We start from the raw sequence: 25,454 nt of genomic DNA on the forward strand, positions 1-25,454 counted from the left end.
ATACATAATACATCAAATGCACCACACCTGATTTCTAAAAGAAAAAAACGGAGCAAGCATATGCTTGCTCCGTTTTTTGGTGCGCGAGGCGGGACTTGAACCCGCACGTGCGTAATGCACACTAGAACCTGAATCTAGCGAGTCTGCCAATTCCACCACTCGCGCATATTTTACTGCGCCCTCATTCAGCGCGAGATTTATATTACCACGCTCCTCCTGGATTGTCAACTCTTTTTTCGCGTGTTTTTTTATTTTTTCCACCCAGCCCCATATTGGCCGGCCCGCTTGCACCCCGGCCTGTTCTGTGATAGCATAGACAGGAAAACAGCGGCAGGAGCGTGAGTATGAAAATGGAACAACTTCTTTTTGTCAATGCCTGTGTACGGGGTGAGCGGTCCCGCACGTTGAAGCTTGCCCGCCGGTTCCTGGAAAACTGGCAGAGGAACCACTCCGACGGCGTCATCACCCAGGTGGATCTATGCAAAGACCGGCCGGTGCCTCAGTATCCCGAGGTGCTGGCCCAGCGGGACGAACTGTGGAACGCCGGCAAACTGGACGACCCCATGTTTGACCTGGCCCGGCAGTTTGCCGCCGCCGACCGGATCGTGGTGGCCGCTCCCTTCTGGGATCTCTCCTTCCCCGCTATTCTGAAAATCTATCTGGAGCGGATCTCAGTGACCAACATTACCTTCGGCTACGACGAGCAGGGCAACAACGTGGGTCTGTGCAAGGCGGGGAAGCTGCTGCTCATCACCACCCGGGGCGGCAACTTCTCCCTGCCTGAGACGGCGTGGATGGAGATGGGCGCCCGGCAGTTGGAGGCCCTGTGCGCCATGTATGGCATTCCCTCCTTCCAGTGCCTCGCCGCCGAGGGCCTGGACGATATCCGCAACGACAAGGAGGCCATCCTGGCCGAGGCCATGGGCCGGGCAGACGCCATGGCGGAGGTGTTTTAAGTGAAGAGCCGCATTCTCCTGCTGACCACCGGCGGCACCATCGCCTCCCTGCCCACCGACGACGGCCTGGCCCCCGGCCTGGACGGGGAGGATCTGGCGGAGCTGCTCCCCCGGGGCGTTACCGACTCCTATGATATCACCATTCAGGATATCCTCCATCTGGACTCCTCCAACATTCAGCCCGAGGAGTGGCAGACCATCGCCCGCCACGTCTTTGAGCAGATGGGGGCCTATGACGGCATTGTCATTACCCACGGCACCGACACCATGGCCTATACCGCCTCCATCCTGTCCTTCATGCTCCGGGGCATCGCCATCCCGGTGGTACTCACCGGGGCTCAGCTGCCCATGACCCATCCCCTCAGCGACGGCATGGAAAACCTGCGCACCGCTCTGGCTATGGCGGCCTCCGGGGTGGCCGGGGTGTTCCTGGCCTTCGACCGGAAGGTGATTCTGGGCTGCCGGGCAGTCAAGACCCGCACCACCGACTTTGACGCCTTTGAGAGCGTCAACTGGCCCCTGGCCGCCTCAGTGGACGGCAAGGGCCTTCAGATCTGCCGGGAGGCCATTCCCACCACCGCCGGGGCCTGTACCCTGCGGGACAGGCTATGCGACAAGGTCTTTCTCATCAAGCTCACCCCCGGTCTGGACCCGGAGATTTTTGACATGCTCCTCCAGATGCACTACCGGGGCATCGTCATTGAGGCATTCGGCGCCGGCGGGCTCCACTTCGTCCGCCGGGACCTGATCTCCAAGCTCCAGACGGCGGCCCAGGCGGGCATGACGGTGGTGGTGTGCAGCCAGTGCCTGTATGAGCCCAGCGACTTCTCAGTCTACGAGGTAGGGCAGAAGGTGCTGGCCCAGGGAGTTATCCAGGGCCGGGATATGACCACCGAGGCGGCAGTCACCAAACTCATGTGGGTACTTGGTCAGACCGACGACCCGGAGATTATCCGGGACTACATGGAGCGTTCCCTGGCGGGAGAAATGGCATAAGACAGCAAACGGGCGTGCCGCACAAGGCGGCACGCCCGTTTTTTCTTAACTAACCAGAGCCTTGCCCAGATCCCGGCAGGCGTCGGCGGCGTCGGCGTCCGGGGCTTCATGGGCAATCACCGGCTGGTCGGCCAGCTTGCAGCCCAGATCCTCGCACTCCTCCGCCCAGGTACGCATCCACTCGCCGTCCCCCCAGCCGTAGGAGCCGAAGAGGCCGATGGTCTTGCCCCCCAGGCTACCCTTAACGGCGTCAAACATGGGCTGGAACTCCCCCTCCTCCAGCTGCTCGGCCCCCATGGAAGGGCAGCCAAAGGCGATGGCATCGTAGCCGCTCACCAGATCGGGAGTAAAGAGGGCGGGCGGCAGCAGGTCGGCCTGGCCGCCAGCAGCCACGATACCCTCCTCCACCAGCCTGGCCATGGCCTCGGTGTTGCCAGTGCCGCTCCAATAAACCACTGCTATCTTGCTCATCTGAACCTTCCTTTCTGAATCACCTTACTTATGCCGCCACGGTCAGCTGTCTCAGGGTCGCCCCTGCCGCAAACCGGCGGCGGTAGACATTGGTACACTCCTTGAACCGGCGGAACTGCCGCTGGGCCTCTCCGGGATCGCCGTAGCACTTCCAGCAGCCGCAGAGGGTGAAGTTCTTCCCCTTGTGGCGGATAAAGCCCTTCACGTCGGAGAGCGGATAGCCCAGGAACACCCCGATCTCATGGGGGAACTCCCCCTCCAGGCACAAACGGGCGGCCAGCTGACGCAGACAACCCCGGCTCTCCGTCCAGGGCTCATACCCCATCTCCCGGAGAAAGGCCCGGTGATCCGGCTGATCCAGCAGCCCCGCCAGAGCCTCTTCCCGGTAGAGGTAGACCAGATAGGCCCCCGTCCTCCGGCAGCCCTTCAACAGGGTGAGTACCAGTCCCCGCCCCTCCAGCGCCCTCCGGCAGGCAAGAAATTCCCCGGCAAAGTCTCCCCCCTCCTGGGGCTGGAATCGAAACAGACTGGCGGGCTTCAGCCCCGCCAGGGTGGGAGCGCCATGCTCAACAAGTGCGGCTTGCAGGGACATCATTGGTACTCCTTTCGAGGTTAGTTTTAACTAACTACTTTGCTTTATTTTTGGTTAGCCATCGCTAACCACGTCATAAAAATACCATACTTCCTCTTCCCTGTCAACCCCTTTTTGCGTTTCCCGCCGCTTGACGGCGGCGGCCCGTCCTGCTACAATTTTCTTTAGCATGACAAAAGGAGCGAGTTGTTTGATGGTATCCCTCGCCCCCATGGAGGGGCTGACCACCATTTACCACCGGCGGGCCCTGGCCCGCTGGTTCGGCGGAGTGGACCGGTACTTCACTCCCTTTCTTACCCCCACCCGGGATCACCGTTTTACCAAGCGAGAGCTGCGGGAAGTGCTGCCGGAACAGAACGGAGGCCTGCCCACGGTACCCCAGCTGCTCACCCGGAATGCGGAAGATTTCCTCTGGGCGGCGGGCGAACTGGCCGCCATGGGCTACCGGGAGGTCAACCTGAACCTGGGTTGCCCCTCGGGCACCGTAGTGGCCAAGGGGAAGGGCTCCGGCTTTCTGGCCCATCCGCCGGAGCTGGACGCCTTTCTGGAGGAGATTTTTTCAAAAGCCCCCTGCGCCATCTCGGTGAAAACCCGGATCGGCCTGAAGGACCCGGAGGAATTTCCCGCCCTGCTGGCTATCTACCGAAAATACCCTGTGGCGGAACTCATCGTCCATCCCCGGGTACGGACTGACATGTACAAAAACACCCCCCGATGGGACCGCTTCGGGGCGGCGCTGGAGGACTCCCCCTTCCCGGTGTGCTACAACGGGGACATCTGCACCCCAGACGACGCCGCCCGGCTCCAGGCCGCCTTTCCGTCGGCGGAGCGGCTCATGCTGGGCCGGGGGCTGGCAGGAGATCCTGCCCTGGCCCGCCGCCTCAAGGGCGGCCCTTCCGCCGGGCGGACGGAACTGAACTGCTTCGTGGAACAGGTATATGAGAGCTATGCAGAAGCCTTTGGCAGCCGCCGCAACGCCATGCTGCGGATGAAGGAGGTCTGGTTCTATCTCATCCGTCTGTTCCAGGATGGGGACAAGCTGTCCAAGGCCATCAAGAAGGCCCGTGACCCCCTGGACTACGAGGGGGCGGTACGCGCTGTCTTTGCCGACCTGGAACTGTCTCCCGTCCTTATACCCAACTGGTGATGACGATGGGATACTGGGTCTATATCCTCCGGTGTGCCGACGGCAGCCTGTACACCGGCACTGCCGCTGACGTGGACAAGCGTGCAGCGGTCCACAACCGGGGCAAAGGGGCCAAATATACCCGCTCCCGCCTGCCGGTGGAGGTGGTCTACCGGGAGGCCTGTCCCGACAAGGGGACGGCACTCCGGCGGGAATACGCCATTAAGCAGTTGCGCCGGCAGGACAAGCTGGCGCTCATCGCAGATTATCAAGGAAAGCTGGGATCTTGTATGAAAAAAGCGGCATTTATCGGCGCGGGCAACATGGGGGGCGCCCTCATCCAGGCAGCCTGCGAGGCTTTGGGGCCGGAGCAAGTGGTCATTACCGACCACGCCTATGCCAAGGCGGAGGAACTGGCCGGAAAGCTGGGCTGCACCGCGGTTCAGGACAACGGGGAGGCCCTGCGGCAGGCGGAGTACGTCTTTCTGTGCGTCAAGCCCCAGGTGATGGAGGGGGTGGTGAAGGCCCTGGTCCCCGCCCTGCGGGAGAAGCCGGACACTGTGCTGGTGACCATCGCCGCCGGTATCCAGATCGCCACGCTCCGGGGCTGGCTGGGGGACTGCTCCCCCGCCATCCTGCGGATCATGCCCAACACCCCCGCCGCCATCGGCATGGGGATGCTGGCCCTTACCGGCGAGCCGGAGGCCAAGGAGGAACACTATCAGGCCGTGGAGGCCATTCTGGCCAAGGCGGGCCGGGTAGAACGGCTGACGGAGGGTCAGATCGACGCCTTCTCCGCCGTGGCGGGCTGCGGCCCCGCCTTCGTCTACCCCTTCATCGAGGCCCTGGCCGACGGGGCGGTAAAGGTGGGCCTGCCCCGGCAGCAAGCTATGGTGTATGCCGCCCAGATGGTGCTGGGCTCCGCCGCCATGGTGCTGGAGAGCGGCAAGCACCCCGGTCAGCTGAAGGATGAGGTATGCTCCCCCGGCGGGTCCACCATCGCAGGGGTAGCAGCCCTGGAGGCCCGCGCCTTCCGCTCCGCCGCCATTGAGGCGGTGGAGGCCGCCTACCACAAGACGGTGGATCTGGGTAAGGTATAACAACTCCATAAATAAAAAACCAGGGTGTGTCTTTGCGACACACCCTGGTTTTTGCGCTTATTCCGCTGTCACAATGGCCTTCTCCCCGTCCGACGTGGCGTGGATGGCGGAGATGGGATGGAGGTAGCTGTCGATGAGCTTGGTGGCAATATCGTCCTCCAGGTCCTTCTGGATCTGGCGGCGCAGGTTGCGGGCGCCGTAGGTCTGGGAGTAGGACTTGCGGACCAGGTGGTCCAGCAGAGCGTCGTCCCAGGTAAAGGTGATGCCCTTTTCCTTCAGGGTATCCCGCAGCTCGCCCAGCATGATGGCGGCGATGGCCTTGAAGTTGTCCTCGGTCAGCTTATTGAAGTAGACGATCTCGTCCACCCGGTTGATGAACTCAGGCCGCAGGAAGGACTCCAGGGCCTTCATGGTCCGCTCCCTCCCCTGCTCGTTGGCGGTGCGGCCGAAGCCCACACTGCCGGCGGAGGTGCGGGTATCGCTGCCCGCGTTGGAGGTCATGACGATGACGGTGTTCTCGAAGTTCACGTTGCGGCCCTGGGCATCGGTAATATGGCCGTCGTCCAGGATCTGGAGCAGGATGTTCAGCACATCGGGGTGGGCCTTCTCGATCTCGTCGAAGAGGATGACGCAGTAGGGCTTGCGGCGCACCTTCTCGGTAAGCTGGCCGGCCTCGTCATAGCCCACATAGCCCGGGGGCGAGCCGATGATGCGGCTCACAGCGAACTTCTCCATAAACTCCGACATATCCAGCCGGATGAGGGACTCGGGAGAGTGGAACATATCCATGGCCAGCCGCTTGACCAGCTCGGTCTTGCCCACGCCGGTGGAACCCACGAAGATGAAGGACACCGGCTTGCGCTTGGAGGCAATGCCTACCCGGCCGCGGCGGACCGCGGCGGCCACGGCGTGAACCGCCTCGTCCTGACCAATAAGATGTTCGCGCAGCCGCTCCTCCAGCTTGGCCAGACGCTCATACTCGGCTTCCTGGATCTGGCTGGCGGGAATCTTGGTCCACAGCTCAATGACCCGGGCCAGGTGGGCCACTGTCAGGGGCGGGGCGCTCTGGGCGGTCAGCTTGCTCAATTCGTCCTGGAGCTGGATCTCCCGGCTCTTGATGGCGGCCAGCCGCTCGTAGTCCTTGCTGCTGCCCTGGTCGGCCAGCAGCCCCTCCCGCTCAGCCGCCAGGTTGTCCAACTCCTTACGGAAGTTGGCCTGCCGCCGCTCGTTGGCGCCCAGGGCCTCGGTGGTAGCGGGGTTGCCCATAAGGGCGTCATGCTCGGCTGTGAGCTTGCTCAGCTCCCGGCGGATCTCGCTCTGACGGCCCTCATTGTTCTTGAGGGCGGTCTGGCGCTTGTAGTCCCGGTCGTTGGCCTCCACCATCAGGTTCTCCCGCTCCTGACCCAGGGCCTCCAGCTCCTTCTTCACCTCCACCTCACGGGCCAGGGCCTTGTTGTGGAGGTTCACGTCGGAGCAGGCCTCGTCAATGAGGTCGATGGCCTTGTCAGGCAGGAAGCGGTCGGTGATATACCGCTCGCTCATAGTCACCGTCAGACGGCACATCTCAGGGGAGATGGACACAAAGTGGTACTTCTCGTAGTAAGGGGCGATACCCTTGATGATCTTGATGCTGTCTTCAATGGAGGGCTCCTCCACCATCACCGGCTGGAACCGCCGCTCCAGGGCGGAGTCCTTCTCAATGTACTTGCGGTACTCGGTGAGGGTGGTGGCGCCGATGACCTGGATCTCCCCCCGGCTGAGGGCAGGCTTGAGGATATTGGCGGCGTTCATGGAACCCTCGGCATCGCCGGCGCCCACGATGTTGTGGACCTCGTCGATGACCAGGATAATGTTGCCCAGCTTCTTAATCTCCTCAATGAGGCCCTTCATGCGGCTTTCAAACTGGCCCCGGAACTGGGTGCCCGCCACCAGGGCGGTGAGATCCAGCAGGTAGACCTCCTTATCCAGCAGCTTGTAGGGTACGTCCCGCTGGTAAATCTTCTGAGCCAGGCCCTCGGCGATGGCAGTCTTGCCCACGCCGGGCTCGCCGATGAGGCAGGGGTTGTTCTTCTGCCGGCGGTTAAGGATCTGGATGGTGCGCTGGATCTCCTCGTCCCGGCCGATGATCTTGTCCAGCTTGCCGTCGGCGGCCTTCTGTGTCAGGGAGATGCAGTAGTTCTCCAAAAACTTCCGCTTGGGAGGCTTATCGCCCTTCTTGTCCTTGTCCGTGCGTTCAGAGCGGTTGTTCTCCCGCTCCGGAGGCTGGTTCTGAGGATTCTGGGCTCCGCCGCCGAACAGCTTGTTCAGGAAGGGGAAGGTGGCGGTCTTACCCTCGTCCTCCTCGTCCTGCTCTCCATCGTCGCTGGGCACCAGGCCCTCCATTCCCTCGGCTCCCCCGAAGGCGGACATCATTTCGTTGGTCAGGCCCTCCAGGTCCTCGTCGGTAATGCCCATCTTCTGCATCATATCTTCCACGGGCTTGATGCCCATTTCCTTGGCGCACTTGAGGCACAGCCCTTCACTCTTGGTGGTGCCGCCCTCCATCTTCTGAATGAAGATGACGGCCACATTCTTATGACATCTGGTACAAAGTGTGGGTTGCATATATGTTCAGCTCCTTTGGCGGGGACGGTCCCATGCAGATCCTCTCCCCGGAGAGATGATTCTAATCCGAAATTATGAACTTGGTATGAATCAGGCCGGCTTTCTTTCCTTCATAATACGGCAATATTGATAAATATACCCCACCAGAGCAGCCAGAGTAAGCGCAAGGGCGCCGCCGATCATGGCGGTGCGCCCCGCTCTGGGGATGTCGGAGAAGAGCATCAGGGCCACGCACACCACAAAGAACACGCCAGTGGACAGCTTGCCCAGCCAGTTGGAGGGCATCACATCCCCCAGGCTGCGGTACATCAGATAGCCGCCAATGGCCATACACAGCTCCTTGCAGAAAAATACGATTACCGCCCACAGGGGAATGATACCGTCCACCGTAATGCAGATAATAACGGTAAAGGTCATCCACTTGTCAGCTGCAGGGTCCAGAATACGGCCCAGCTTGCTGATCTGGTTGAAGTGGCGGGCGATCCAACCGTCGGCGATATCGGTCACAAAGGCCACCAGATAGATAAGGGCCGCCCAGGTATGGGCGTCCGGTATGGGCTGGAAAAACACCACCGCGAACACCGGCACCAGAAACAGCCGGAACAGGGACAGGATATTGGGGACTGTCATGTCGATTCACCTGAATTTCTCTCTTTATTTCTCTTGCGCAGCAGGCCGTTACCATCCAAAAAACAGCGTCATGGGATTGGTGGTCATGAAAAATTTCAGCAGCGTGGTCTGCTCCACCGTCTCCGGCGGGATCAGATTACCCATAAACTGGATGGTCCAGGCGGCCACAAACAATACGACACAGCCCTGGAGCAGTCCAAACACCGCCCCCAACGTTTTATTGAGAAAGTGGAGTACCGGCAGCCGGGCCACCAGATCCAGCGCCCGGCTTACCACCTTCCACAGGATCACAATGATCACAAAGCTCACCAGGAACAGGATCAGGTACGCCACCGACTGGGCGATGGCGGCTGCTACTTTTGCCGCTGCGCTGGCGGCCACCTCGGTCATGCCGTTCTCTACCGCCTGGTCGATGCTGTCGATGAGAGACTCATACAACCCCATCGCCCGCAGGGCGTCCAGTACGCCCGGCAGGGGTACCTCCTCGGGCGCGGTAGCGATGTCGCCTTCCTCGGTGGTATATTCCGTGTGTTGAATGGACTCGTTGAGCTGCTCCTCAATGGCTGCGGCAAAACGGGGCTCCAGCGCATCGGCCACCACAGGGGACAGGGTACGGGCCACGGCGCCGGCGCCGGCAAAGGCAACCAGTACCCCGATCAGGCCGCACAGGGACAGCACCAGCCCCCGCTTTATGCCTAGCAGCACAAAAGCCGCCAATACAACCACTACAATAAGTTCGAATACGATTGCCATAGGGTTCCTCCGTGATTACTGTGGCAGATAGACCCGCGCGGTCTTATTGCCGACAAGCATGACGCTACCGTCGGCACGCTGGAGCGCCTTGCGGGCACTCTGAGTTCCCTCCAACGTATGATAATTCTCCAGTTCCTGGTTGTAGATATCCAACCGGTCGGCGGTCAGCACGCTGATGTATCGGCCGGCGGCAGAGATGGACAGCACCTGCTCGTCCATTGCCAGGGCGGCTATGGTCTGCCCCTCACCGTCTATGACCACCAACTCGGCGGCGCTGCCCGCCCGATATTTACCCAGCAGCAAAGCGGCGGTACCGCTTCCGTCCACGGAGAATCCCTTCAGGTATCGCCCGGTATAGGAATAGCTTCCCGTCAAAGCGGCGGCAGCATCCAGATGATAGATGTCGCTCTCCCCTACTGCCCAGATCCCATTGCTGTCCCAGGTCAGTTCCAAAATGACTTGATTACCCACCTGGACGCTGGCCTGAGGCTCCAGTTCTTCCGTAGAGGTGCCTGTGGTGGGAAAAAGTTCCACCCGGCTGGTAAATGCACTGTCGTCCAGGCCCATGGTAAGTAGGGCTACCGTCCTGTTATCCGGAGACAATGCGGCGTCTGCAATAAAGCGACTGGACAGGCTCACCTGCATTTTGAGCTGGAACTGACTGTCATATACGGTGACCACGCCCTTATAGCCGCTCTCCTGGGTCACCGTCACCATCCAGCCGCTGTCGTTCACATCGGCGGACAAAATCTCTTCGTCCTCCTCCAGTTCCAGGGAGAAAACTTCTTCCCGATCCCGGCAAACCAGCAAAACCCGCCCGCCGGCATCGTAAGCCAGGGCGGTGCTACCTGCAGCTACAGCTACCGGATGCTCCATGGTGACGGTGCGGTCCACATAGACCTGGCCGCTGGCCGAATAGAGCCGAACCCCAGTGGAAGAACACACCAGTAAGTCCCCGTCCAGGCTGGCAAAGGTGCTGGAACTGTCGCCATCGTAGGGAAAGGACTCGGCCTGGCCGCCCTCTCCCCGCTCCAGATCCCGATAGGCAAACCACCGCTTGACGGCGTCGAAATTCAGTTTGTCATAGTTGACGATGAGGAACACAGCGCCCAGCACCATAGCCACGGTAAGCAGAAAGGCCAGCAGCCGCAAAAACAGATTGGGCCGCTTTTCCTGCTTACGGGGCGGGTGGACGTCCTGGTCCTCGTTCAGTCTATGCGCCTTCTTGGAAAATATGTGGCGAGGCATTACAACACATCCTCATTGTACCATAGCTTGGTCATATACAGCCCGCCGGCGGGCACCGTGGGGCCCGCCGCAGTCCTGTTGCCGCCCTCCAGAATGGCGGGCACGTCGTCAGGGGAAAACTTTCCCTCGGCGGCATAGACGCAGGTGCCCACCATGGCACGTACCATGTTGTACAGGAAACCATCGGCGCACACCTTACATTCGATCATCAGCCCATCCCGGGCAATGTCAAAGTAGTGAACCGTCCGCACGGTGGTCCGGGTCTCGGTACCCACGCTGCGGACAGCGGCAAAATCATGGGTACCCACAAAGTGGGAGGCCGCCCGCTGCATGACCTGTTCGTCCAGGTGCTTGGGGTAGAACCAGGCCCGGTCCACATAGAAGGCGTTACGGATGTGGGAGTTGTAGATCCGGTAGGTATACTCCTTTTTCAGGCAGGAGCCGATGGCGTTGAACTCGTCCGGCACCTCGGTGGCCTTCACCACCACAATATCGTCGGGCAGCCGGGTGTTCACCGCCAGGGGCAGCCGGTCGCAGGGGATGCGGGAGGTAGTGCGGAAGTTGGCCACATAGGTCTCGGCGTGGACCCCGGCGTCGGTACGGCCTGCCCCGGTACACTTCACCGGATGGCCCACCACCGTGGCCAGTGCCTTCTCCAGGGTCTCTGCTACTGTGACGGCGTTCTTCTGCACCTGCCAGCCGTGGTAGGCCGTACCTACATACATCAATCTTAGCGCGATATTTCTCATAAATCTTTTCGTAAACCTTAAATTTGAGTAAAAGTTGATCTGTCCCTTACCAGCCGTAGTGAGCCAGCACACCGATCCCCACACACATAGCCAGGGAAAGCAGCAGGGCGACGATATCCATCCCCTTCATTTTCAGCTGCCGCAGGCGGGTGCGCCCGCTGCCGCCGTGATAGCAGCGGCATTCCATAGCCACCGCCAGCTCGTCGGCCCGGCGGAAGGCAGAGATAAAGAGAGGCACCAGCAGGGGTACCAGAGCCTTGGCCTTCTGGATCAGATTGCCGGTATCGAAATCGGCCCCTCTGGCCTTCTGTGCGGACATGATCTTGTCGGTCTCCTCAATGAGGGTGGGAATAAACCGCAGAGCGATGGACATCATCATAGCCAGCTCATGGATGGGGACCCGGATGGCTTTCAGGGGGCTGAGCAGCTTCTCCAGGCCGTCAGTGAGCATGATGGGGGACGTGGTGTAGGTCAGCAGGAAGGTGCAGGTAATGAGCATCATAATGCGCAGGATCATGAATACCGCCGCTCGGATCCCTTCCACATAAATGGTGAACACCCACCAGGACACCAGCGGTTCTCCCTTACCGGGGGTAAAGAACAGGTTGAGGATGGCAGTGATGAGGATGATGATAAAGATGGGCCGCATCCCCCGCAGGATACTCTTGACCCCCACTTTGGAAATGGCGATCAGAGCGGCCAGCAGCACCAGCAGAATGGCGTAGGTCACCACGTTGGCGGCCAGGAAGAGGGCCACGATATAGGCCACGGTACCGATGAGCTTGGTGCGGGGGTCCAACCGGTGGATGATGGTCTTGCCTGGGAAGTACTGACCCAGGGTGATGTCTTTCAGCGCCATTTACACCGTCCCCTCCTTTCGGGCCATCGCCGCCAGAATGGCGTCCCTGGCCTGCTGGATGGTGTACACCGAGGGGTCGATGTCCACCCCCATGGCACGCAGCCGGTGAAACACCCGGGTCATGGCGGGCACACCCAAGCCCATGCGCTCCAGCTCGTCCCCGTGGGCGAATACCTCCCGGGGGGCGCCGGAGAAGGGGATCTTGCCGTCGTTGACCACCACGATGCGGTCCACCGTACGGGCCATCTCCTCCATGGAGTGGGAGACGATGATGATGGTGGCGTTTTTGGCCACATGGTAATCATGGATATTGCTGAGGATAGACTCCACCCCTACGGGGTCCAGGCCGGCAGTGGGCTCGTCCAGGATCAGGACCGAGGGTTCCATGGCAATGACGCCGGCAATAGCCACCCGACGCTTCTGGCCGCCGGACAGCTCAAAAGGAGACTTCTGCAGCGTCTCCTCCTTGAGGCCTACAAACCCAGCGGCCTGCCGCACCCGGCGATCGATCTCCTCCGGATCCAGGCCCATATTGCCGGGGCCGAACGCAATATCCTTATATACCGTTTCCTCAAAAAGCTGATACTCAGGGTACTGGAACACCAGGCCCACCTGAAAGCGGATCTGACGGGTACGTTCCTTGCTTTCCCAGATATCCTTGCCCTCAAACAGCACCTTGCCCGAGGTAGGCTTCAAAAGGCCGTTGAGATGCTGGATCAGGGTGGATTTGCCCGAGCCGGTGTGGCCGATGATGCCCAGGTACTCCCCGCGGTAGGCGGTAAAGTCCACGTCCACCAGCGCCCCATGCTCGAAAGGGGTGCCGGCGGAATAGATATGGCTCAGGCGCTCCGTCTGAATGATCGGTTCCAATTCGCTTCAGTCCTTTATCACAATGGTGCATTCTCCTTACGGAGTAACGCCCTATTTCAGCAGCTGATACAGGGTTTGGGCGCATTCCTCGTCGCTGAGGGCGTCCAGGGACACATCCACCCCCGCCTTTTGCAGCTCCCACAGCAGTTCGGTGGTCTCAGGGACGGTGAGGCCCACTTCCTTCAGCGCCTCCACCTGCTTGAATACGTCCCGGGGCGCGCCGTCGGCAATGACCTTGCCCTTGGACATGACCACCAACCGGTCGGCCTGGGCGGCCTCATCCATGTGATGGGTGATGAGAACCACCGTTACCCCGGAGGTGCGGTTGAGCCCCTTGATGGTTTTCAGCACTTCGGCCCGGCCAATGGGGTCCAGCATGGCGGTGGGCTCGTCCAGCACGATGCACCGGGGCTGCATGGCAATAACGCCGGCAATGGCCACCCGCTGCTTCTGGCCGCCGGAGAGCAGGTGGGGCGCATGTTCCCGGTACTCATACATCCCCACCGCCTTCAGCGCGTCGTCCACCCGGCGGCGGATCTCCTCCGGGGGAACTCCCAGATTCTCCGGGGCAAAGGCCACATCCTCCTCCACCACATTGGCTACGATCTGGTTGTCCGGGTTCTGGAATACCATACCCACCGTGCGGCGGATGTCCAGCAATTTGCTCTCGTCAGCCGTGTCCATGCCGTCCACATACACCTTGCCGCCGGTGGGCAGCAGAATGGCGTTCATATGCTTGGCCAGGGTGGATTTCCCCGACCCGTTGTGGCCCAGCACCGCCACGAAGGTGCCCTCCTCGATCCGGAGATCCACCCCGTCCAGCACCACAGGGGTGGGACCCTCCTCCTCGTCGTAGCGAAAGTGCAGGTCCTTTGTCTCAAGAATGGTCTGTCCCATAGTATCTCCTTTTTAGTCGCACAGCCAGCGTCCGGTGGCCCCGCAGGGCAGCGCCAAGCCGGTGGAACTTACCGGCAGGCCCAGCTCCTGGCTCTCGGTATGGCCGCCGTATTTCCGTCCCACCAGGGTCTCCAGCAGATAGGTCAGCACAGACGGAGCCAGACCGGTGGTATAGGAGTTGATGAGGAAAAACAGGGGGTTGTCCGACAGCACCCCGGTCACCAGCTCCACAAAGGGGAACAGGTTCTCCTCCAGCTTCCAGATCTCGCCGGAGGGGCCCCGCCCGTAGGAGGGCGGATCCATGATGACGGCGTCGTATTTCCGCCCCCGTCGGATCTCCCGCTCCACAAACTTTGCGCAGTCGTCCACGATCCAGCGGATGGGGGCGTCGCCCAGGCCGGAAGAGGCCGCGTTCTCCCGGGCCCAGCTTACCATGCCCCGGGCGGCGTCCACATGACACACGCTTGCCCCCGCCGCAGCGCAGGCCACAGTGGCCCCGCCGGTATAGGCGAAGAGATTGAGTACCTGGATGGGCCGGCCGGCGGAGCGGATACGCTCCATGGCAAAGTCCCAGTTGGCGGCCTGCTCGGGGAACAGGCCGGTGTGCTTGAAGTTCATGGGCTTGATGTTGAAGGTCAGCTCCCGGTAACCCAGGGTCCACCGATCCGGCAGGTCCTTCTTGACCCAGCGTCCGCCGCCGGTGGAGGAACGCTGATACCGGGCGTCAAATTTCCGCCAGCCGGGGTGCTTCCCTTCCGCCCGCCAAATGGCCTGGGGGTCGGGCCGCACCAGGGTGAACTTGCCCCAGCGTTCCAGTCGCTCTCCCCCACCGCAATCCAGCAGCTCATATTCTTTCCATCCGTCCGAGATCCACATATGTTCCCTTCACGCCCTCCCGGGTATTGTTGTCATAATCATCCTATTATATCATCACGGTTCAGTCGAGTCAACGAGAAGAAAGAATTGTGTTATGGAGAAAACTGTGATAGAATAGGGATGAATTTGTGGAAACGAGGTGTCTGTTATGAGCGCCACTGAACTTCAGTTTCGTACTGCCGCTTTCGGCGGCTTTCAAAAGCAGGATGTATTGAGCTATATCGAATCCTCCAGCCAGGCCCATACGGAAAAGCTGGAACAGCTGCAGCGGGAGCTGGAGGAGCTGGCGGGCGCGAAGCAGGCTCTGGCAGCCCAGGTCGAACAGGCCAAGGGGCAGGCCGAGGAACTGGCCAGGGAAAAGGAGGATCTGACCGCCCAGCTGGAACAGGCCCGCAAGGAAACTGAGCAGCTGCGCACTCAGCTGGAACAAGCCCGGAAAGAGGCGGAGGATACCGCCGCCCAGCTCTCTGAGGTCAAAGCCCGGCTGGAACAGGCTGAGCCGGACGCCGCCGCCTATCGGCAGATCAAAGACCGGGCCGCCGGCATTGAACTGGAAGCCCATTGCCGCGCCCAGGAAGTGCAGCACGAGGCGGAGGATCGGGTTCAGCGCGCCCACACCGAGGTGGAGCAATGGCTGCATAAAGTACGGGCAGGCTATGAGCTGCTGCGCACCGACATGGATGGCGCCGTCACCCGTACTTTGCAGGAACTGGACAAACTGCATCAGATGATGGAACAGCTTTCTTCCAGTTTCAGCGTCCAGGACGATCACCTGCGCAAGCTGACCCAGGCCTGTGTATCTGAGTTTGCACCCCCGGCACCTCAGCCCCTGCCCCTGAACGAGAAATAATTCCCCGCCCCGGGCGGGCGTATGAGAGGGGACCGGTCCGGTCCCCTCTTGTTCTTGCGGTATTTTGCAAAGACATCTTCTGAGAAGGAGTGCATTCCTTTGAGCAAAACCTCCCAGACCCGGACCAAAGTCACCGTCAAAACCTCGGCCCGTATGTCCAAAAAAGGGCCGCTCACCCCCGACGCCCTGCGGAAACTGGACGCCTGGTGGCGGGCCTCCAACTATCTGGCTGCCGGCCAGCTCTATCTGAAAGATAATCCGCTGCTCCGCGCCCCTCTGAAGCCGGAACACTTGAAGCACACCCCGGTGGGCCACTGGGGTACGGTGCCCGGCCAGAACTTTATCTATACCCACCTCAATCGGGTCATTACCAAGTACGACCTGGACATGATCTACATCTGCGGCCCCGGACACGGCGGCTCCGCCGTGCTGGCACAGACTTATCTGGAAGGGACCTACAGCGAGATCTATCCCAACGTCAGCCAGGACGAGGAGGGCATGCGCAAACTCTTCCGGCAGTTCTCCTTCCCGGGCGGCGTGGGCAGCCACTGCGCCCCCAACACCCCCGGCTCCATCAACGAGGGCGGCGAGCTGGGCTATTCTCTGGCCCACGCCTTCGGGGCTGTCATGGACAATCCCACCCTCATCGCAGCCTGCGTGGTGGGAGACGGCGAGGCGGAGACCGCGCCTCTGGCCACCGCCTGGCACGGCAATAAATTCCTGGACCCGGTGGGCGACGGCGCGGTGCTGCCCATTCTCCACCTCAACGGCTATAAAAACGCCACCCCCGCCCTTTTTGCCCGCATTACCAATGAGGAGGTGGAGGACTTCTTCAAGGGCTGCGGCTGGACCCCCCGATTTGTGGAGGGAGACGACCCGGCCCAGATGCACCAGAAGATGGCCGCCGCTTTGGACTGGGCGGTGCGCGAGATCCAGCGCATTCAGGAGAGCGCCCGCTCCTTCGGGGAGACCGAGCGGCCCCGGTGGCCTATGGTGGTACTCCGCTCTCCCAAGGGCTGGACCTGTCCCAAGGCAGTGGACGGAGTCGCTCTGGAAGGTACCAGCCGGGTCCACCAGCTGCCTCTGGCGGTGGACGAGGCCCATCCGGAGGCTCTGCCCCTGCTGGAGCAGTGGCTGCGCAGTTACCATCCGGAGGAGCTGTTCGACGAAGCGGGCGCCCTTGTCCCCGCCCTGCGGGGCATGGCGCCCCAGGGGGAGCGGCGGATGGGGTCCAACCCCCACGCCAACGGCGGCCTGCTGCTGCGGGACCTGCGCATCCCCGACTTCTCCAAATACGCGGTGGCCGCCCCCGCCCCCGGCGAGGCAGAGGCCGAGGACATGGCCGAACTGGGCAAGTATGTCAAGGATGTACTCAAGCTCAACCAGAAAGCCAAAAACTTCCGCATCTTCTCCCCCGACGAGACCATGAGCAATAAGCTGTGGGCCGCCCTGGAGGCCAGCGACCGCCGTTGGAACGCCGACCGGCTCCCCTCTGACGAGGGGCTGTCCCCCAATGGCCGCATTCTGGACGGCATGCTGTCCGAGCATATGTGCCAGGGCTGGCTGGAGGGCTACCTGCTCACCGGCCGCCACGGCTTCCTTAACAGCTACGAGGCCTTCATCCGCATCGTGGATTCCATGGTCAGCCAGTATGCCAAGTGGCTCAAAGTGGCCGGCTCCCTGCCCTGGCGGCAGGATATCGCCTCCCTCAACTATGTGCTGTCCTCCAACGTTTGGCAGCAGGATCAGAACGGCTTTACCCATCAGGACCCCGGTTTCCTGGACCATGTGGCCAACAAGAAGGCGGACGTGGTGCGGCTCTATCTGCCCCCCGACGCCAACTGTCTGCTCTCCTGCTTCGACCACTGCATCAAAAGCCGCAACTACATCAACGTGCTGGTGACCTCCAAGCACGCCCGTCCCCAGTGGCTTACCATGGACGAGGCCATCAAACACTGCACCCACGGTATCGGCATCTGGCAATGGGCCTCCAACGACCAGGGCGCCGAGCCCGACGCGGTGCTGGCCTGCTGCGGCGAGACGCCCACCCTGGAGACCCTGGCCGCCGTCACCATCCTGCGGCGTTACCTGCCCGAGCTGAAGGTACGGGTGGTCAACGTGGTGGACCTGATGAAGCTGCAGCCTCACACGGAACATCCCCACGGCCTTACCGACGAGGACTACGACGTACTCTTCACCGTGGACAAGCCCATTATCTTTGCCTTCCACGGCTACGCCTCCCTGGTTCACGAACTGACCTATCGCCGGCACAACAAGAATCTCCACGTCCGGGGCTATAAGGAGGAGGGCGGCCTCACCACCCCCTTTGACATGCGGGTACAGAACAACATCGACCGGTTCGATCTGGTCATCGACACTGTGAAACGGCTGCCCCAGCTGGGCAACCGGGGCGCCTTCCTCATCCAGCTGATGAAGGACAAGCTGGTGGAACACCGGCAGTATATCACCGCTTACGGCCAGGATATGCCTGAGATCCGGGACTGGAAGTGGAACGGTGGAAACGGGATCTGAGCCGCCTTGCCAAACGGGCCGGGCTGTGCTATCCTGATAAAAAAGCACGGACAGAAAGGATGGCGTTATGAACATCTACGAATCCGCGGAAAACTATCTGGAGGCCATCCTCAGCCTCCATGAACAGCACGGGACAGTGCGCTCTATCGACATCGCCAACGAGCTGCACTTCTCCAAGCCCAGCGTCAGTGTGGCTATGAAGAAATTGCGGGAGAGCGGCTATATCGAGATGGACAAAGACGGACTGATCTCCCTGCTCCCTGCCGGTGAGGAAATTGCCAGACGCATCTACGAACGTCACCAGCTGCTGACCAAATTCTTCGTCCACCTGGGGGTAAGCCCGGAGGTGGCTGCCGCAGACGCCTGCAAGATCGAGCATGATCTCAGCGATGAAACCTTCCAGAAGATCAAAGAGCATGCTATGGGTACCGGCGGACTGGCGCAGTATTGACCCTTCCGCACACAAATAACCGGACCTGCCGTGTAAAGCGGCAAGTCCGGTTTTTCTCTCCCCCGTTTCCCCTTCGCCCAGCATCGCATGTCAGATAGGCGTCATCCCGTCAAATTATCCTCCGGCAACCGGTCAAGACGGGCATAAATTTTGTGAAAAACTACCTTTGAAACGTTGTGCCGACCTCTAGTATAATAAAAATACAACGTGTAGTTATCATCGGCGTAAATCCGGTTGATAGCTGCACGTTTTTTGTTTTCCCTACGTATTGTTTGTGGTTTTGGCGTTCATCTACCAGTACGACTCAAAAAGCTGTGCATGGCCCATAGTGTAAATTGGTCCCGGCTGCACGCTTCCTTATCCTGGAGGTTATTGGAAATGAAACAGGCGCAAAAATCAAATGCCTTTCTGGTCACAGACTCCATTGGTCGGCTGATGAGCCAGTATGCCGTCCCATGCGTCATATCTTTACTAGTGGCCGCTCTCTATAGCATCGTGGATCAGATTTTTATTGCAAACGCCTCTTATCTTGGTTCCTATGGAAACGCTGCCAATACGGTGGTTTTCCCTCTGACCGTGGTGGCTCTGGCTATCGCGGTACTCATCGGCGACGGATGCTGCGCCCTGGTCAGCATTTGTCTGGGGGCCCAGGAGCAAAAGCGGGCAGGTAAAAGCATTGGAAACGCCATCATTCTGTGCGTAGCCGCCAGCATCATACTTACCGCTTTCTATCTGATCTTTCAGGACGGCATCCTCAGTATGTTCGGCGGACGGGTCAATGAGGAGACTTTCCGTTACTCACAGGAGTATTTCTTCTATATCACGCTGGGTATTCCCTGCTATATGTTCGGTCAAGCCATGAATCCCATCATCCGCTCTGATGGCAGTCCCAAATTTGCCATGGTCTCTACCCTGGCAGGCGCTGGGATCAATATCATTTTGGATCCGGTATTTATTTTCGGGTTTCAGTGGGGCATGATGGGCGCTGCCATAGCCACAGTATTAGGTCAGCTTCTCACCGCCGTGCTGGCTATCTGGTACCTATGGCATATGAAAGCGGTATCCCTCCATCGGGATTGTTTCAGGCTCCAAGGAAACGTAATCTTTCACTTTCTTTCCTTGGGTGTGTGTAGCCTGTTGTCCCAAATCTCTCTGGTGGCCGCCATGGCGGCCATTAACAACATGATTCGCCAATATGGCGCCCTGGACGCTATCTTCGGTCAGAGTCAATACGCACAAATCCCCATGGCGGTGGTTGGCATCGTCATGAAATTCTTTCAAATCGTTATCTCTATCGCGGTGGGTCTGGCTGCCGGTTGTATCCCCATTGTAGGATATAACATCGGCGCAGGACGGAAAGACCGGGCTAAAAGCCTCTTCACCCACCTACTTATCGCTGAAGCGGTAGTGGGCGGGGTGGCGCTGTTTGTTGTAGAGTGCTTCCCTACCCAGCTTATTTCCATTTTCGGCGCAGCCAATGAGAGCAGCTATTACACGGAATTTGCCATCAAATCCTTCCGCATTTATCTGTGTATGATGATCCTGGCATGCGTAAATAAAGGCACGTTCATTTACCTGCAGTCTCTGGGCAAAGCGTTGGCTTCCACAGCCCTGTCCATGATCCGGGAAGTGGTTTTTGGCGTAGGTTTTGCCCTGTTGCTCCCCACCTTTTTTGGACTGGACGGGGTACTCTACTCCATGCCGGTATCCGATTTTTTGACGTTCCTCATTGCTGCGTTTCTGATTCGCTCCACCTATCGCACACTCAGCGAGCCCTAAGTTCCCAAAAAGCTACCGCGCTGGCCGCCGCCACGTTGAGGGAATCCACCCCGTGGGACATAGGGATACACACGGTATAGTCGCATCCGGCGATGGTGTGCGCCGACAGGCCGTCCCCCTCGGTTCCCAGCACAATGGCCAGCCTGTCCTCCCGCCGCAGGCTGGGATCCTCAATGCTGAGAGCGGTATCGCTGAGCGCCATGGCCACCGTCTTGAAACCCAGAGCATTGAGCCGGGCCAGGCCCGGCTGAGGCCACTGAGACGCATCCTCCCCTATGCGGGTCCAGGGGATCTGGAACACGGTGCCCATACTCACCCGGGCCGCCCGCCGGTACAGCGGGTCGCAGCAGGTGGGTGTGACCAACACCGCGTCCATGTGAAGCGCGGCTGCGGAACGGAAGATGGCGCCTACGTTGGTAGCGTCCACAATGCCCTCCAACACCGCCACACGGCGGGCGTTGACACACAGTTCCTCCACCGAGGGCAGTGACGGCCTGCGCATGGCGCACAGCACACCCCGGGTCACCTCATAGCCGGTGAGACCCTCCAGCACTTCCCGGTCCGCTGTATAGACCGGCACATCGCCGCACCGGGCAATGACTTCACGGGCCGGGCCGTCAATTTTCTTTCGCTCCATGAGCAAGGACAGCGGCTGGTATCCCCCATCCAGCGCCCGCAGGATAACCTTGGGACTCTCTGCTATAAAGATACCTTTTTCCGGTTCCAGCCGATTGCGCAGCTGGGCCTCGGTCAGGCGGGCATAACAATCCAGCTGAGGGTCGGAATAGTCGGCGATCTCAATGATATTGACCATATTGTTTTCCTGTTCTCTTTTCTTAATTGCTTTCATCCGGGGGCAGGTACAAGATCCGATGGATCACCGATATCAGCGGCTCACAGCTTTTTTCTCCACGCAGGAGCGCCGAGAGCAGCATGGAAAAGACCAGCCCCACAAAGCCCTCTCTGGTCAGGCGGCTGTCAAACACATCCTGGCGCACCTGCCCGTCCTGCTGCAATACCTGACAGAGGGCATCCCGCAATTCGCCCTGGATTCGCTCCATCATGCGGCGTCCTTCCAGCTTTCCGTTACCTGTGGTAAATCCCATGGCATGGAGCGTCAGAAAGCCCGGATAACGCTGATTTCCCTGCTGCATACTGCCGTACAGCCATTCAATACACCGGCAGAAACGTTCCTCTCCCGGAAAATCGGTGGGAAGCCGGAAAATCTCTTCCCAAACACTCTCCACTGTAGCCGCCACCAGTTCAGTCTTAGATGAAAAATAATTATATAGTGACCCTACCGCTACTCCGCACTGGGCTGCCACCGAACGCATGTTGATGGCAGCCCAGCCTTTTTCTCTCAGCATGGTGCGGCTGGCGGTAAGGATTACTTCCCTGGATATAACCACAGACCGCATGTCGCTCACCTTCTTCTGTGCAAAAGTGATATGTTTTCATGAAATAATATACCATAATTTTTTTCATTTTTCAACCGGACGTTCCCTCCCCGCTCCGGTTCTTTTTAACTGCTTTCCCTTGACTGCCGAATTGAGACGCTGTAAAATTGAGAGCAAACCATATCTTCACTGTTTTGAAAAAAAATACACTTTCTCCAGCCAATGATTAAATTGTCCGGAAAGTGCATGGAGGCGTCTTTCACTATGGTGATTACAGACTTTCTGGAGCGCAATGCGCGGCTCTACCGGGATGAGACCGCCCTTGTTGAGATCAATCCCTCGGAGGAGCGGGACAAAGCCAATACCTGGCGGGAATTTAGCCTCATCGAGCGCAACCGTCCCGACGAGCCCTACCGCCGGGAGATCACCTGGGGCCAGTTCGACAAGAAGGCCAACCGCTTTGCCAACCTGCTGCTCAGCCGGGGGCTGAAGCGAGGCACCAAGGTGGGTATCCTGCTGATGAACTGCCTGGAGTGGCTGCCGGTGTATTTCGGCATCCTGAAGGCGGGCTGCCTGGCGGTGCCCCTGAACTTCCGCTATTCCTCCGACGAGATCCGCTATTGTCTGGATCTGGCCGACGTGGAGGCCCTGGTGTTCGGCCCCGAGTTCATCGACCGGCTGGAACCCATCCTCCCCGACCTGGGCCGGGTGCGCCAGTGGTTCTATGTAGGCAACAAGATCCCCGCTTTTGCCGAGAGTTACCGGGAGCTGGTGATGTACTGCTCCATCGAGCCCCCACCCGTCCACCTGGAACTGAGCGATCTGGCGGCTATCTATTTCTCTTCAGGTACCACCGGCTTCCCCAAGGCCATTTTACATAATCACAAGTCCCTGTTCTCCTCCTGTCTCACCGAGCAGCACCACCACGGCCAGACCCATGAGGACGTGTTCCTGTGTATTCCGCCCCTGTACCACACCGGCGCCAAGATGCACTGGTTCGGTTCCCTGGCCAGCGGCAGCAAGGCAGTGCTGCTGCGGGGGGTGTCCCCGGAGTGGATCCTCCGGGCGGTCACCGAGGAGAAGTGTACCATTGTGTGGCTGCTGGTGCCCTGGGCCCAGGACATTCTGGACGCCATTGACAGCGGCCGGGTCAAACTGGACGACTACCTGCTGGACCAGTGGCGGCTCATGCACATCGGCGCCCAACCGGTGCCTCCCAGCCTGATCCACCGCTGGAAAAAGCACTTCCCCCACCATCTGTACGACACCAATTACGGCCTGTCCGAATCCATCGGCCCCGGCTGCGTCCATCTGGGGGTGGAGAACATCCACAAGGTGGGCGCCATCGGCAAACCGGGCTACCTGTGGGCCGCCAAAGTAGTGGACGAGAACGGCAATGAGGTACCTCAGGGGCAGGTGGGTGAACTGATCGTAAGCGGCCCCGGCGTCATGCAGTGCTACTATAAAAACCCGGAGGCCACCGCCGAGGTACTCAAGGGGGACTGGCTGTACACCGGCGATATGGCCGAGGTGGATGAGGACGGCTTCATCTACCTGGTGGACCGGAAGAAGGACGTGGTCATCTCCGGTGGCGAGAACCTGTACCCGGTACAGATCGAGGACTTCCTGCGGAAGTTCGACAAGCTGAAGGACGTGGCGGTCATCGGCCTGCCCGATCCCCGGCTGGGCGAGATCGCCGCCGCCATTGTGGAGGTGAAGGAGGGTGTCTCCTGCACCGAGGAGGAGATCAACGCTTTCTGTCAGGAGCTGCCCCGGTACAAGCGGCCCCGGAAGATCATCTTCGACCATGTACCCCGCAACCCCACCGGCAAGATCGAAAAGCCGGTGCTGCGTGAGAAATACTGCCACGGCCGTCTGGTGGAGGCCCAGATCTCCAACTAATCCAGTCAGCCGGGCAACAAGGAGTGTTCCCCTGTGACCGATATGCTCATCAAAGTATCTCTACTTGTCCTGTTTTTCGCCGTCATGGTGGGCATCGGGCTGTACTGCCGCCGCCACACCACCAACGTCAACGGCTTCGTGCTGGGGGGCCGGTCGGTGGGCCCCTGGCTCACCGCCTTTGCCTACGGCACCAGCTACTTCTCCGCTGTGGTCTTTGTGGGCTACGCCGGTCAGTTCGGCTGGCGTTTCGGCATCGCCGCCACCTGGGCGGGCCTGGGCAACGCCTTTCTGGGTTCCCTGCTGGCCTGGGTGGTGCTGGGCCGCCGCACCCGCATCATGACCCAGCACCTGGACAGCGCCACCATGCCCGAGTTCTTCGGCCGCCGCTTTGACAGCGGCAAACTGAAGATCACCGCCTCCGTCATCATCTTCATCTTTCTCATCCCCTACACTGCCAGCCTGTACAACGGCCTGTCCCGGCTCTTCGCCATGGCCTTCGACATCGACTACGCCGTGTGCGTGGTGGTGATGGCGGTGCTTACCGGGGTGTACGTCATCGCCGGAGGCTATATGGCCACCGCCATCAACGACTTTATCCAGGGCATCATCATGATTTTCGGCATCATTGCCGTCATTGTCGCGGTACTTAACACCCAGGGGGGCCTGACCGGAGCCCTGGACAGCCTGGCCCGGGTCAGTGACCCCGCCGTGTCCGACACCCCCGGTGTGTTCGCCTCCTTCTTCGGCCCTGACCTGCCCAGCCTCATGGGGGTGGTAGTCCTTACCAGTCTGGGCACCTGGGGCTTGCCTCAGATGGTGCAGAAGTTCTACGCCATTAAGAGCGAGTCGGCCATCACAAAAGGCACCGTTATCTCCACCGCCTTCGCCCTCATCGTGGCGGGAGGCTGCTACTTCCTGGGCGGCTTCGGGCGGCTCTTCTCCACCCCGGAGGCGGTGACGGCGGCAGGCTACGACTCCATCATTCCTGCCATGCTCTCCGGCCTGCCCTCCATCCTCATTGCGGTGGTGGTCATTCTGGTTCTCTCCGCCTCCATGTCCACTCTGTCCTCCCTGGTGCTGGCCTCCAGCTCCACCCTCACCTTGGACTTTATCAAGGGCAACCTCATCAAGGACATGGACGAGCGCCGGCAGGTCCGCTGGATGCGGGCTCTGGTAGTAGTGTTCATCGCCATTTCCGTGGTACTGGCCATCATCCAGTACCGCTCCAACCTGACCTTCATCGCCCAACTCATGGGCATATCCTGGGGCGCCCTGGCCGGTGCCTTCCTGTCCCCCTTCCTCTACGGGCTGTACTGGAAGCGCACCACCAAGGCCGCCTGCGCCGTGTGCTTCCTCTTCTCCACCGTGGTCATGCTGGCCAATATCTTTGCCGGGGCCTGGTTCCCGCCGGTACTTCAGTCCCCCATCAACTGCGGCGCCTTCTGTATGGTGGCCGGCCTGATCCTGGTACCGCTGGTCAGCTTGCTTACCCCCGCACCCGGCCCCGGCCGGGTGAAGGAGATCTTCTCCTGCTACGAGCGCACCGTCACCGTGGCGGTCACCGACTCCATCGGCTCCGCAGCTGCCCCGCCGAGGAAGCCACTATAAAAAAATTTGACTTTACCGACAAAAAGTGATAAAGTAAATCCGTTCAGATTCGCGAGAACGGAACCAGGTAGAGGCCGTTTCGCCGGAAAATCATCGTCCTCTGCATCGGTTGCAGAGGACGTTTTTTATTTTGGTGAATTATACTATCAAGTGCAACACTTTAGGAAAATAAAAAGAAGTTCATACAGAACCCTGGTAGAATGAAGTT

23 protein-coding genes and 1 tRNA gene are annotated in these 25,454 nt (G+C 60.1%); 10 read left to right on the plus strand and 14 right to left on the minus strand.

Annotated elements, in window-relative coordinates; translation table 11 throughout:
* Positions 1 to 77: 77 nt before the first annotated feature.
* A tRNA-Leu gene (locus Q0K43_RS00400) sits at positions 78 to 165 on the minus strand.
* A gap of 179 nt (positions 166 to 344) precedes the next feature.
* Between Q0K43_RS00400 and Q0K43_RS00405 the strand changes: the two genes are divergently transcribed.
* Complete coding sequence (locus tag Q0K43_RS00405; protein WP_297288591.1) at positions 345 to 956, plus strand: FMN-dependent NADH-azoreductase; 612 nt, start codon at positions 345 to 347, stop codon at positions 954 to 956.
* The gene (locus Q0K43_RS00410) at positions 957 to 1,952 is read left to right on the plus strand and encodes an asparaginase (RefSeq protein ID WP_297288592.1); all 996 of its coding nucleotides are present in this window, start codon (positions 957 to 959) and stop codon (positions 1,950 to 1,952) included. It abuts the gene before it with no gap.
* A 45-nt stretch (positions 1,953 to 1,997) separates the two neighbouring features.
* On the opposite strand, the gene Q0K43_RS00415 is transcribed toward Q0K43_RS00410, so the two are convergent.
* Both Q0K43_RS00415 and Q0K43_RS00420 read right to left on the minus strand, forming a co-directional pair.
* Positions 1,998 to 2,423 carry a flavodoxin gene (locus tag Q0K43_RS00415; RefSeq protein ID WP_297288593.1) on the minus strand — a complete coding sequence of 142 codons (426 nt, stop codon included), beginning with the start codon at positions 2,421 to 2,423 and terminating at the stop codon, positions 1,998 to 2,000.
* A 28-nt stretch (positions 2,424 to 2,451) separates the two neighbouring features.
* Positions 2,452 to 3,018, minus strand: a complete 567-nt coding sequence (locus tag Q0K43_RS00420; protein WP_297288594.1) for a DUF3793 family protein — start codon at positions 3,016 to 3,018, stop codon at positions 2,452 to 2,454.
* A gap of 190 nt (positions 3,019 to 3,208) precedes the next feature.
* Here Q0K43_RS00420 and Q0K43_RS00425 point away from each other — a divergent pair, with 190 nt between their 5' ends.
* Positions 3,209 to 4,162 carry a tRNA dihydrouridine synthase gene (locus Q0K43_RS00425; RefSeq protein WP_366086118.1) on the plus strand — a complete coding sequence of 318 codons (954 nt, stop codon included), beginning with the start codon at positions 3,209 to 3,211 and terminating at the stop codon, positions 4,160 to 4,162.
* A 5-nt stretch (positions 4,163 to 4,167) separates the two neighbouring features.
* On the plus strand, positions 4,168 to 5,241 hold the full coding sequence (proC, locus tag Q0K43_RS00435; RefSeq protein WP_366086117.1) for a pyrroline-5-carboxylate reductase: 1,074 nt from the start codon (positions 4,168 to 4,170) through the stop codon (positions 5,239 to 5,241).
* Between the two features lie 57 nt (positions 5,242 to 5,298).
* Here proC and Q0K43_RS00440 read toward each other — a convergent pair whose 3' ends face one another.
* The 9 genes from Q0K43_RS00440 to Q0K43_RS00480 form a co-directional block, all read right to left on the minus strand.
* Complete coding sequence (locus Q0K43_RS00440) at positions 5,299 to 7,845, minus strand: ATP-dependent Clp protease ATP-binding subunit (protein WP_297288596.1); 2,547 nt, start codon at positions 7,843 to 7,845, stop codon at positions 5,299 to 5,301.
* Between the two features lie 90 nt (positions 7,846 to 7,935).
* Positions 7,936 to 8,475 carry a CDP-alcohol phosphatidyltransferase family protein gene (locus Q0K43_RS00445; RefSeq protein ID WP_297288597.1) on the minus strand — a complete coding sequence of 180 codons (540 nt, stop codon included), beginning with the start codon at positions 8,473 to 8,475 and terminating at the stop codon, positions 7,936 to 7,938.
* 48 nt (positions 8,476 to 8,523) lie between these two features.
* Entirely contained in the window at positions 8,524 to 9,228 is a 705-nt protein-coding gene (locus tag Q0K43_RS00450; RefSeq protein ID WP_297288598.1) for a CvpA family protein, read from the minus strand.
* A 15-nt stretch (positions 9,229 to 9,243) separates the two neighbouring features.
* Positions 9,244 to 10,476: a DUF5711 family protein gene (locus tag Q0K43_RS00455; protein ID WP_297288599.1), complete on the minus strand. Its 1,233-nt coding sequence runs from the start codon at positions 10,474 to 10,476 to the stop codon at positions 9,244 to 9,246.
* The gene (gene truA, locus Q0K43_RS00460) at positions 10,476 to 11,225 is read right to left on the minus strand and encodes a tRNA pseudouridine(38-40) synthase TruA (protein ID WP_297288600.1); all 750 of its coding nucleotides are present in this window, start codon (positions 11,223 to 11,225) and stop codon (positions 10,476 to 10,478) included. Before truA ends, Q0K43_RS00455 begins: the two co-directional genes overlap by 1 nt.
* A 46-nt stretch (positions 11,226 to 11,271) precedes the next feature.
* Entirely contained in the window at positions 11,272 to 12,084 is an 813-nt protein-coding gene (locus tag Q0K43_RS00465; RefSeq protein ID WP_297288601.1) for an energy-coupling factor transporter transmembrane component T family protein, read from the minus strand.
* A complete protein-coding gene (locus Q0K43_RS00470; protein ID WP_297288602.1) occupies positions 12,085 to 12,954 on the minus strand; it encodes an energy-coupling factor transporter ATPase in 870 nt (289 codons plus the stop codon).
* A gap of 51 nt (positions 12,955 to 13,005) precedes the next feature.
* The gene (locus Q0K43_RS00475) at positions 13,006 to 13,851 is read right to left on the minus strand and encodes an energy-coupling factor transporter ATPase (RefSeq protein ID WP_297288603.1); all 846 of its coding nucleotides are present in this window, start codon (positions 13,849 to 13,851) and stop codon (positions 13,006 to 13,008) included.
* A 12-nt stretch (positions 13,852 to 13,863) separates the two neighbouring features.
* A complete protein-coding gene (locus tag Q0K43_RS00480) occupies positions 13,864 to 14,727 on the minus strand; it encodes a class I SAM-dependent methyltransferase (RefSeq protein WP_297288604.1) in 864 nt (287 codons plus the stop codon).
* Between the two features lie 148 nt (positions 14,728 to 14,875).
* Between Q0K43_RS00480 and Q0K43_RS00485 the strand changes: the two genes are divergently transcribed.
* From Q0K43_RS00485 to Q0K43_RS00500, 4 genes are all read left to right on the plus strand, one after another.
* Positions 14,876 to 15,577 carry a hypothetical protein gene (locus Q0K43_RS00485; protein WP_297288605.1) on the plus strand — a complete coding sequence of 234 codons (702 nt, stop codon included), beginning with the start codon at positions 14,876 to 14,878 and terminating at the stop codon, positions 15,575 to 15,577.
* Between the two features lie 153 nt (positions 15,578 to 15,730).
* Positions 15,731 to 18,109: a phosphoketolase family protein gene (locus tag Q0K43_RS00490; protein ID WP_297288612.1), complete on the plus strand. Its 2,379-nt coding sequence runs from the start codon at positions 15,731 to 15,733 to the stop codon at positions 18,107 to 18,109.
* A gap of 67 nt (positions 18,110 to 18,176) precedes the next feature.
* A complete protein-coding gene (locus Q0K43_RS00495) occupies positions 18,177 to 18,560 on the plus strand; it encodes a metal-dependent transcriptional regulator (RefSeq protein ID WP_297288606.1) in 384 nt (127 codons plus the stop codon).
* 378 nt (positions 18,561 to 18,938) lie between these two features.
* Positions 18,939 to 20,339, plus strand: coding sequence for an MATE family efflux transporter (locus Q0K43_RS00500; RefSeq protein ID WP_297288607.1), 1,401 nt, complete (start codon positions 18,939 to 18,941; stop codon positions 20,337 to 20,339).
* Here the strand turns inward: Q0K43_RS00500 and Q0K43_RS00505 are convergent.
* Positions 20,326 to 21,153: a TrmH family RNA methyltransferase gene (locus Q0K43_RS00505; RefSeq protein WP_297288608.1), complete on the minus strand. Its 828-nt coding sequence runs from the start codon at positions 21,151 to 21,153 to the stop codon at positions 20,326 to 20,328. The genes Q0K43_RS00500 and Q0K43_RS00505 overlap by 14 nt on opposite strands.
* A 22-nt stretch (positions 21,154 to 21,175) precedes the next feature.
* A complete protein-coding gene (locus Q0K43_RS00510; RefSeq protein WP_297288609.1) occupies positions 21,176 to 21,757 on the minus strand; it encodes a TetR/AcrR family transcriptional regulator in 582 nt (193 codons plus the stop codon).
* A gap of 243 nt (positions 21,758 to 22,000) precedes the next feature.
* On the opposite strand from Q0K43_RS00510, the gene Q0K43_RS00515 reads away from it, so the two are divergent.
* Both Q0K43_RS00515 and Q0K43_RS00520 read left to right on the plus strand, forming a co-directional pair.
* Complete coding sequence (locus tag Q0K43_RS00515; RefSeq protein WP_297288610.1) at positions 22,001 to 23,638, plus strand: class I adenylate-forming enzyme family protein; 1,638 nt, start codon at positions 22,001 to 22,003, stop codon at positions 23,636 to 23,638.
* A gap of 42 nt (positions 23,639 to 23,680) precedes the next feature.
* Positions 23,681 to 25,246 (plus strand): sodium:solute symporter family transporter, encoded by a 1,566-nt coding sequence (locus tag Q0K43_RS00520; protein ID WP_297288613.1) that lies wholly within the window; start codon positions 23,681 to 23,683, stop codon positions 25,244 to 25,246.
* Positions 25,247 to 25,454 lie beyond the last annotated feature (208 nt).

It is taken from the genome of uncultured Flavonifractor sp., assembly GCF_944383115.1.
Taxonomy (GTDB): Bacteria; Bacillota; Clostridia; order Oscillospirales; family Oscillospiraceae; genus Flavonifractor.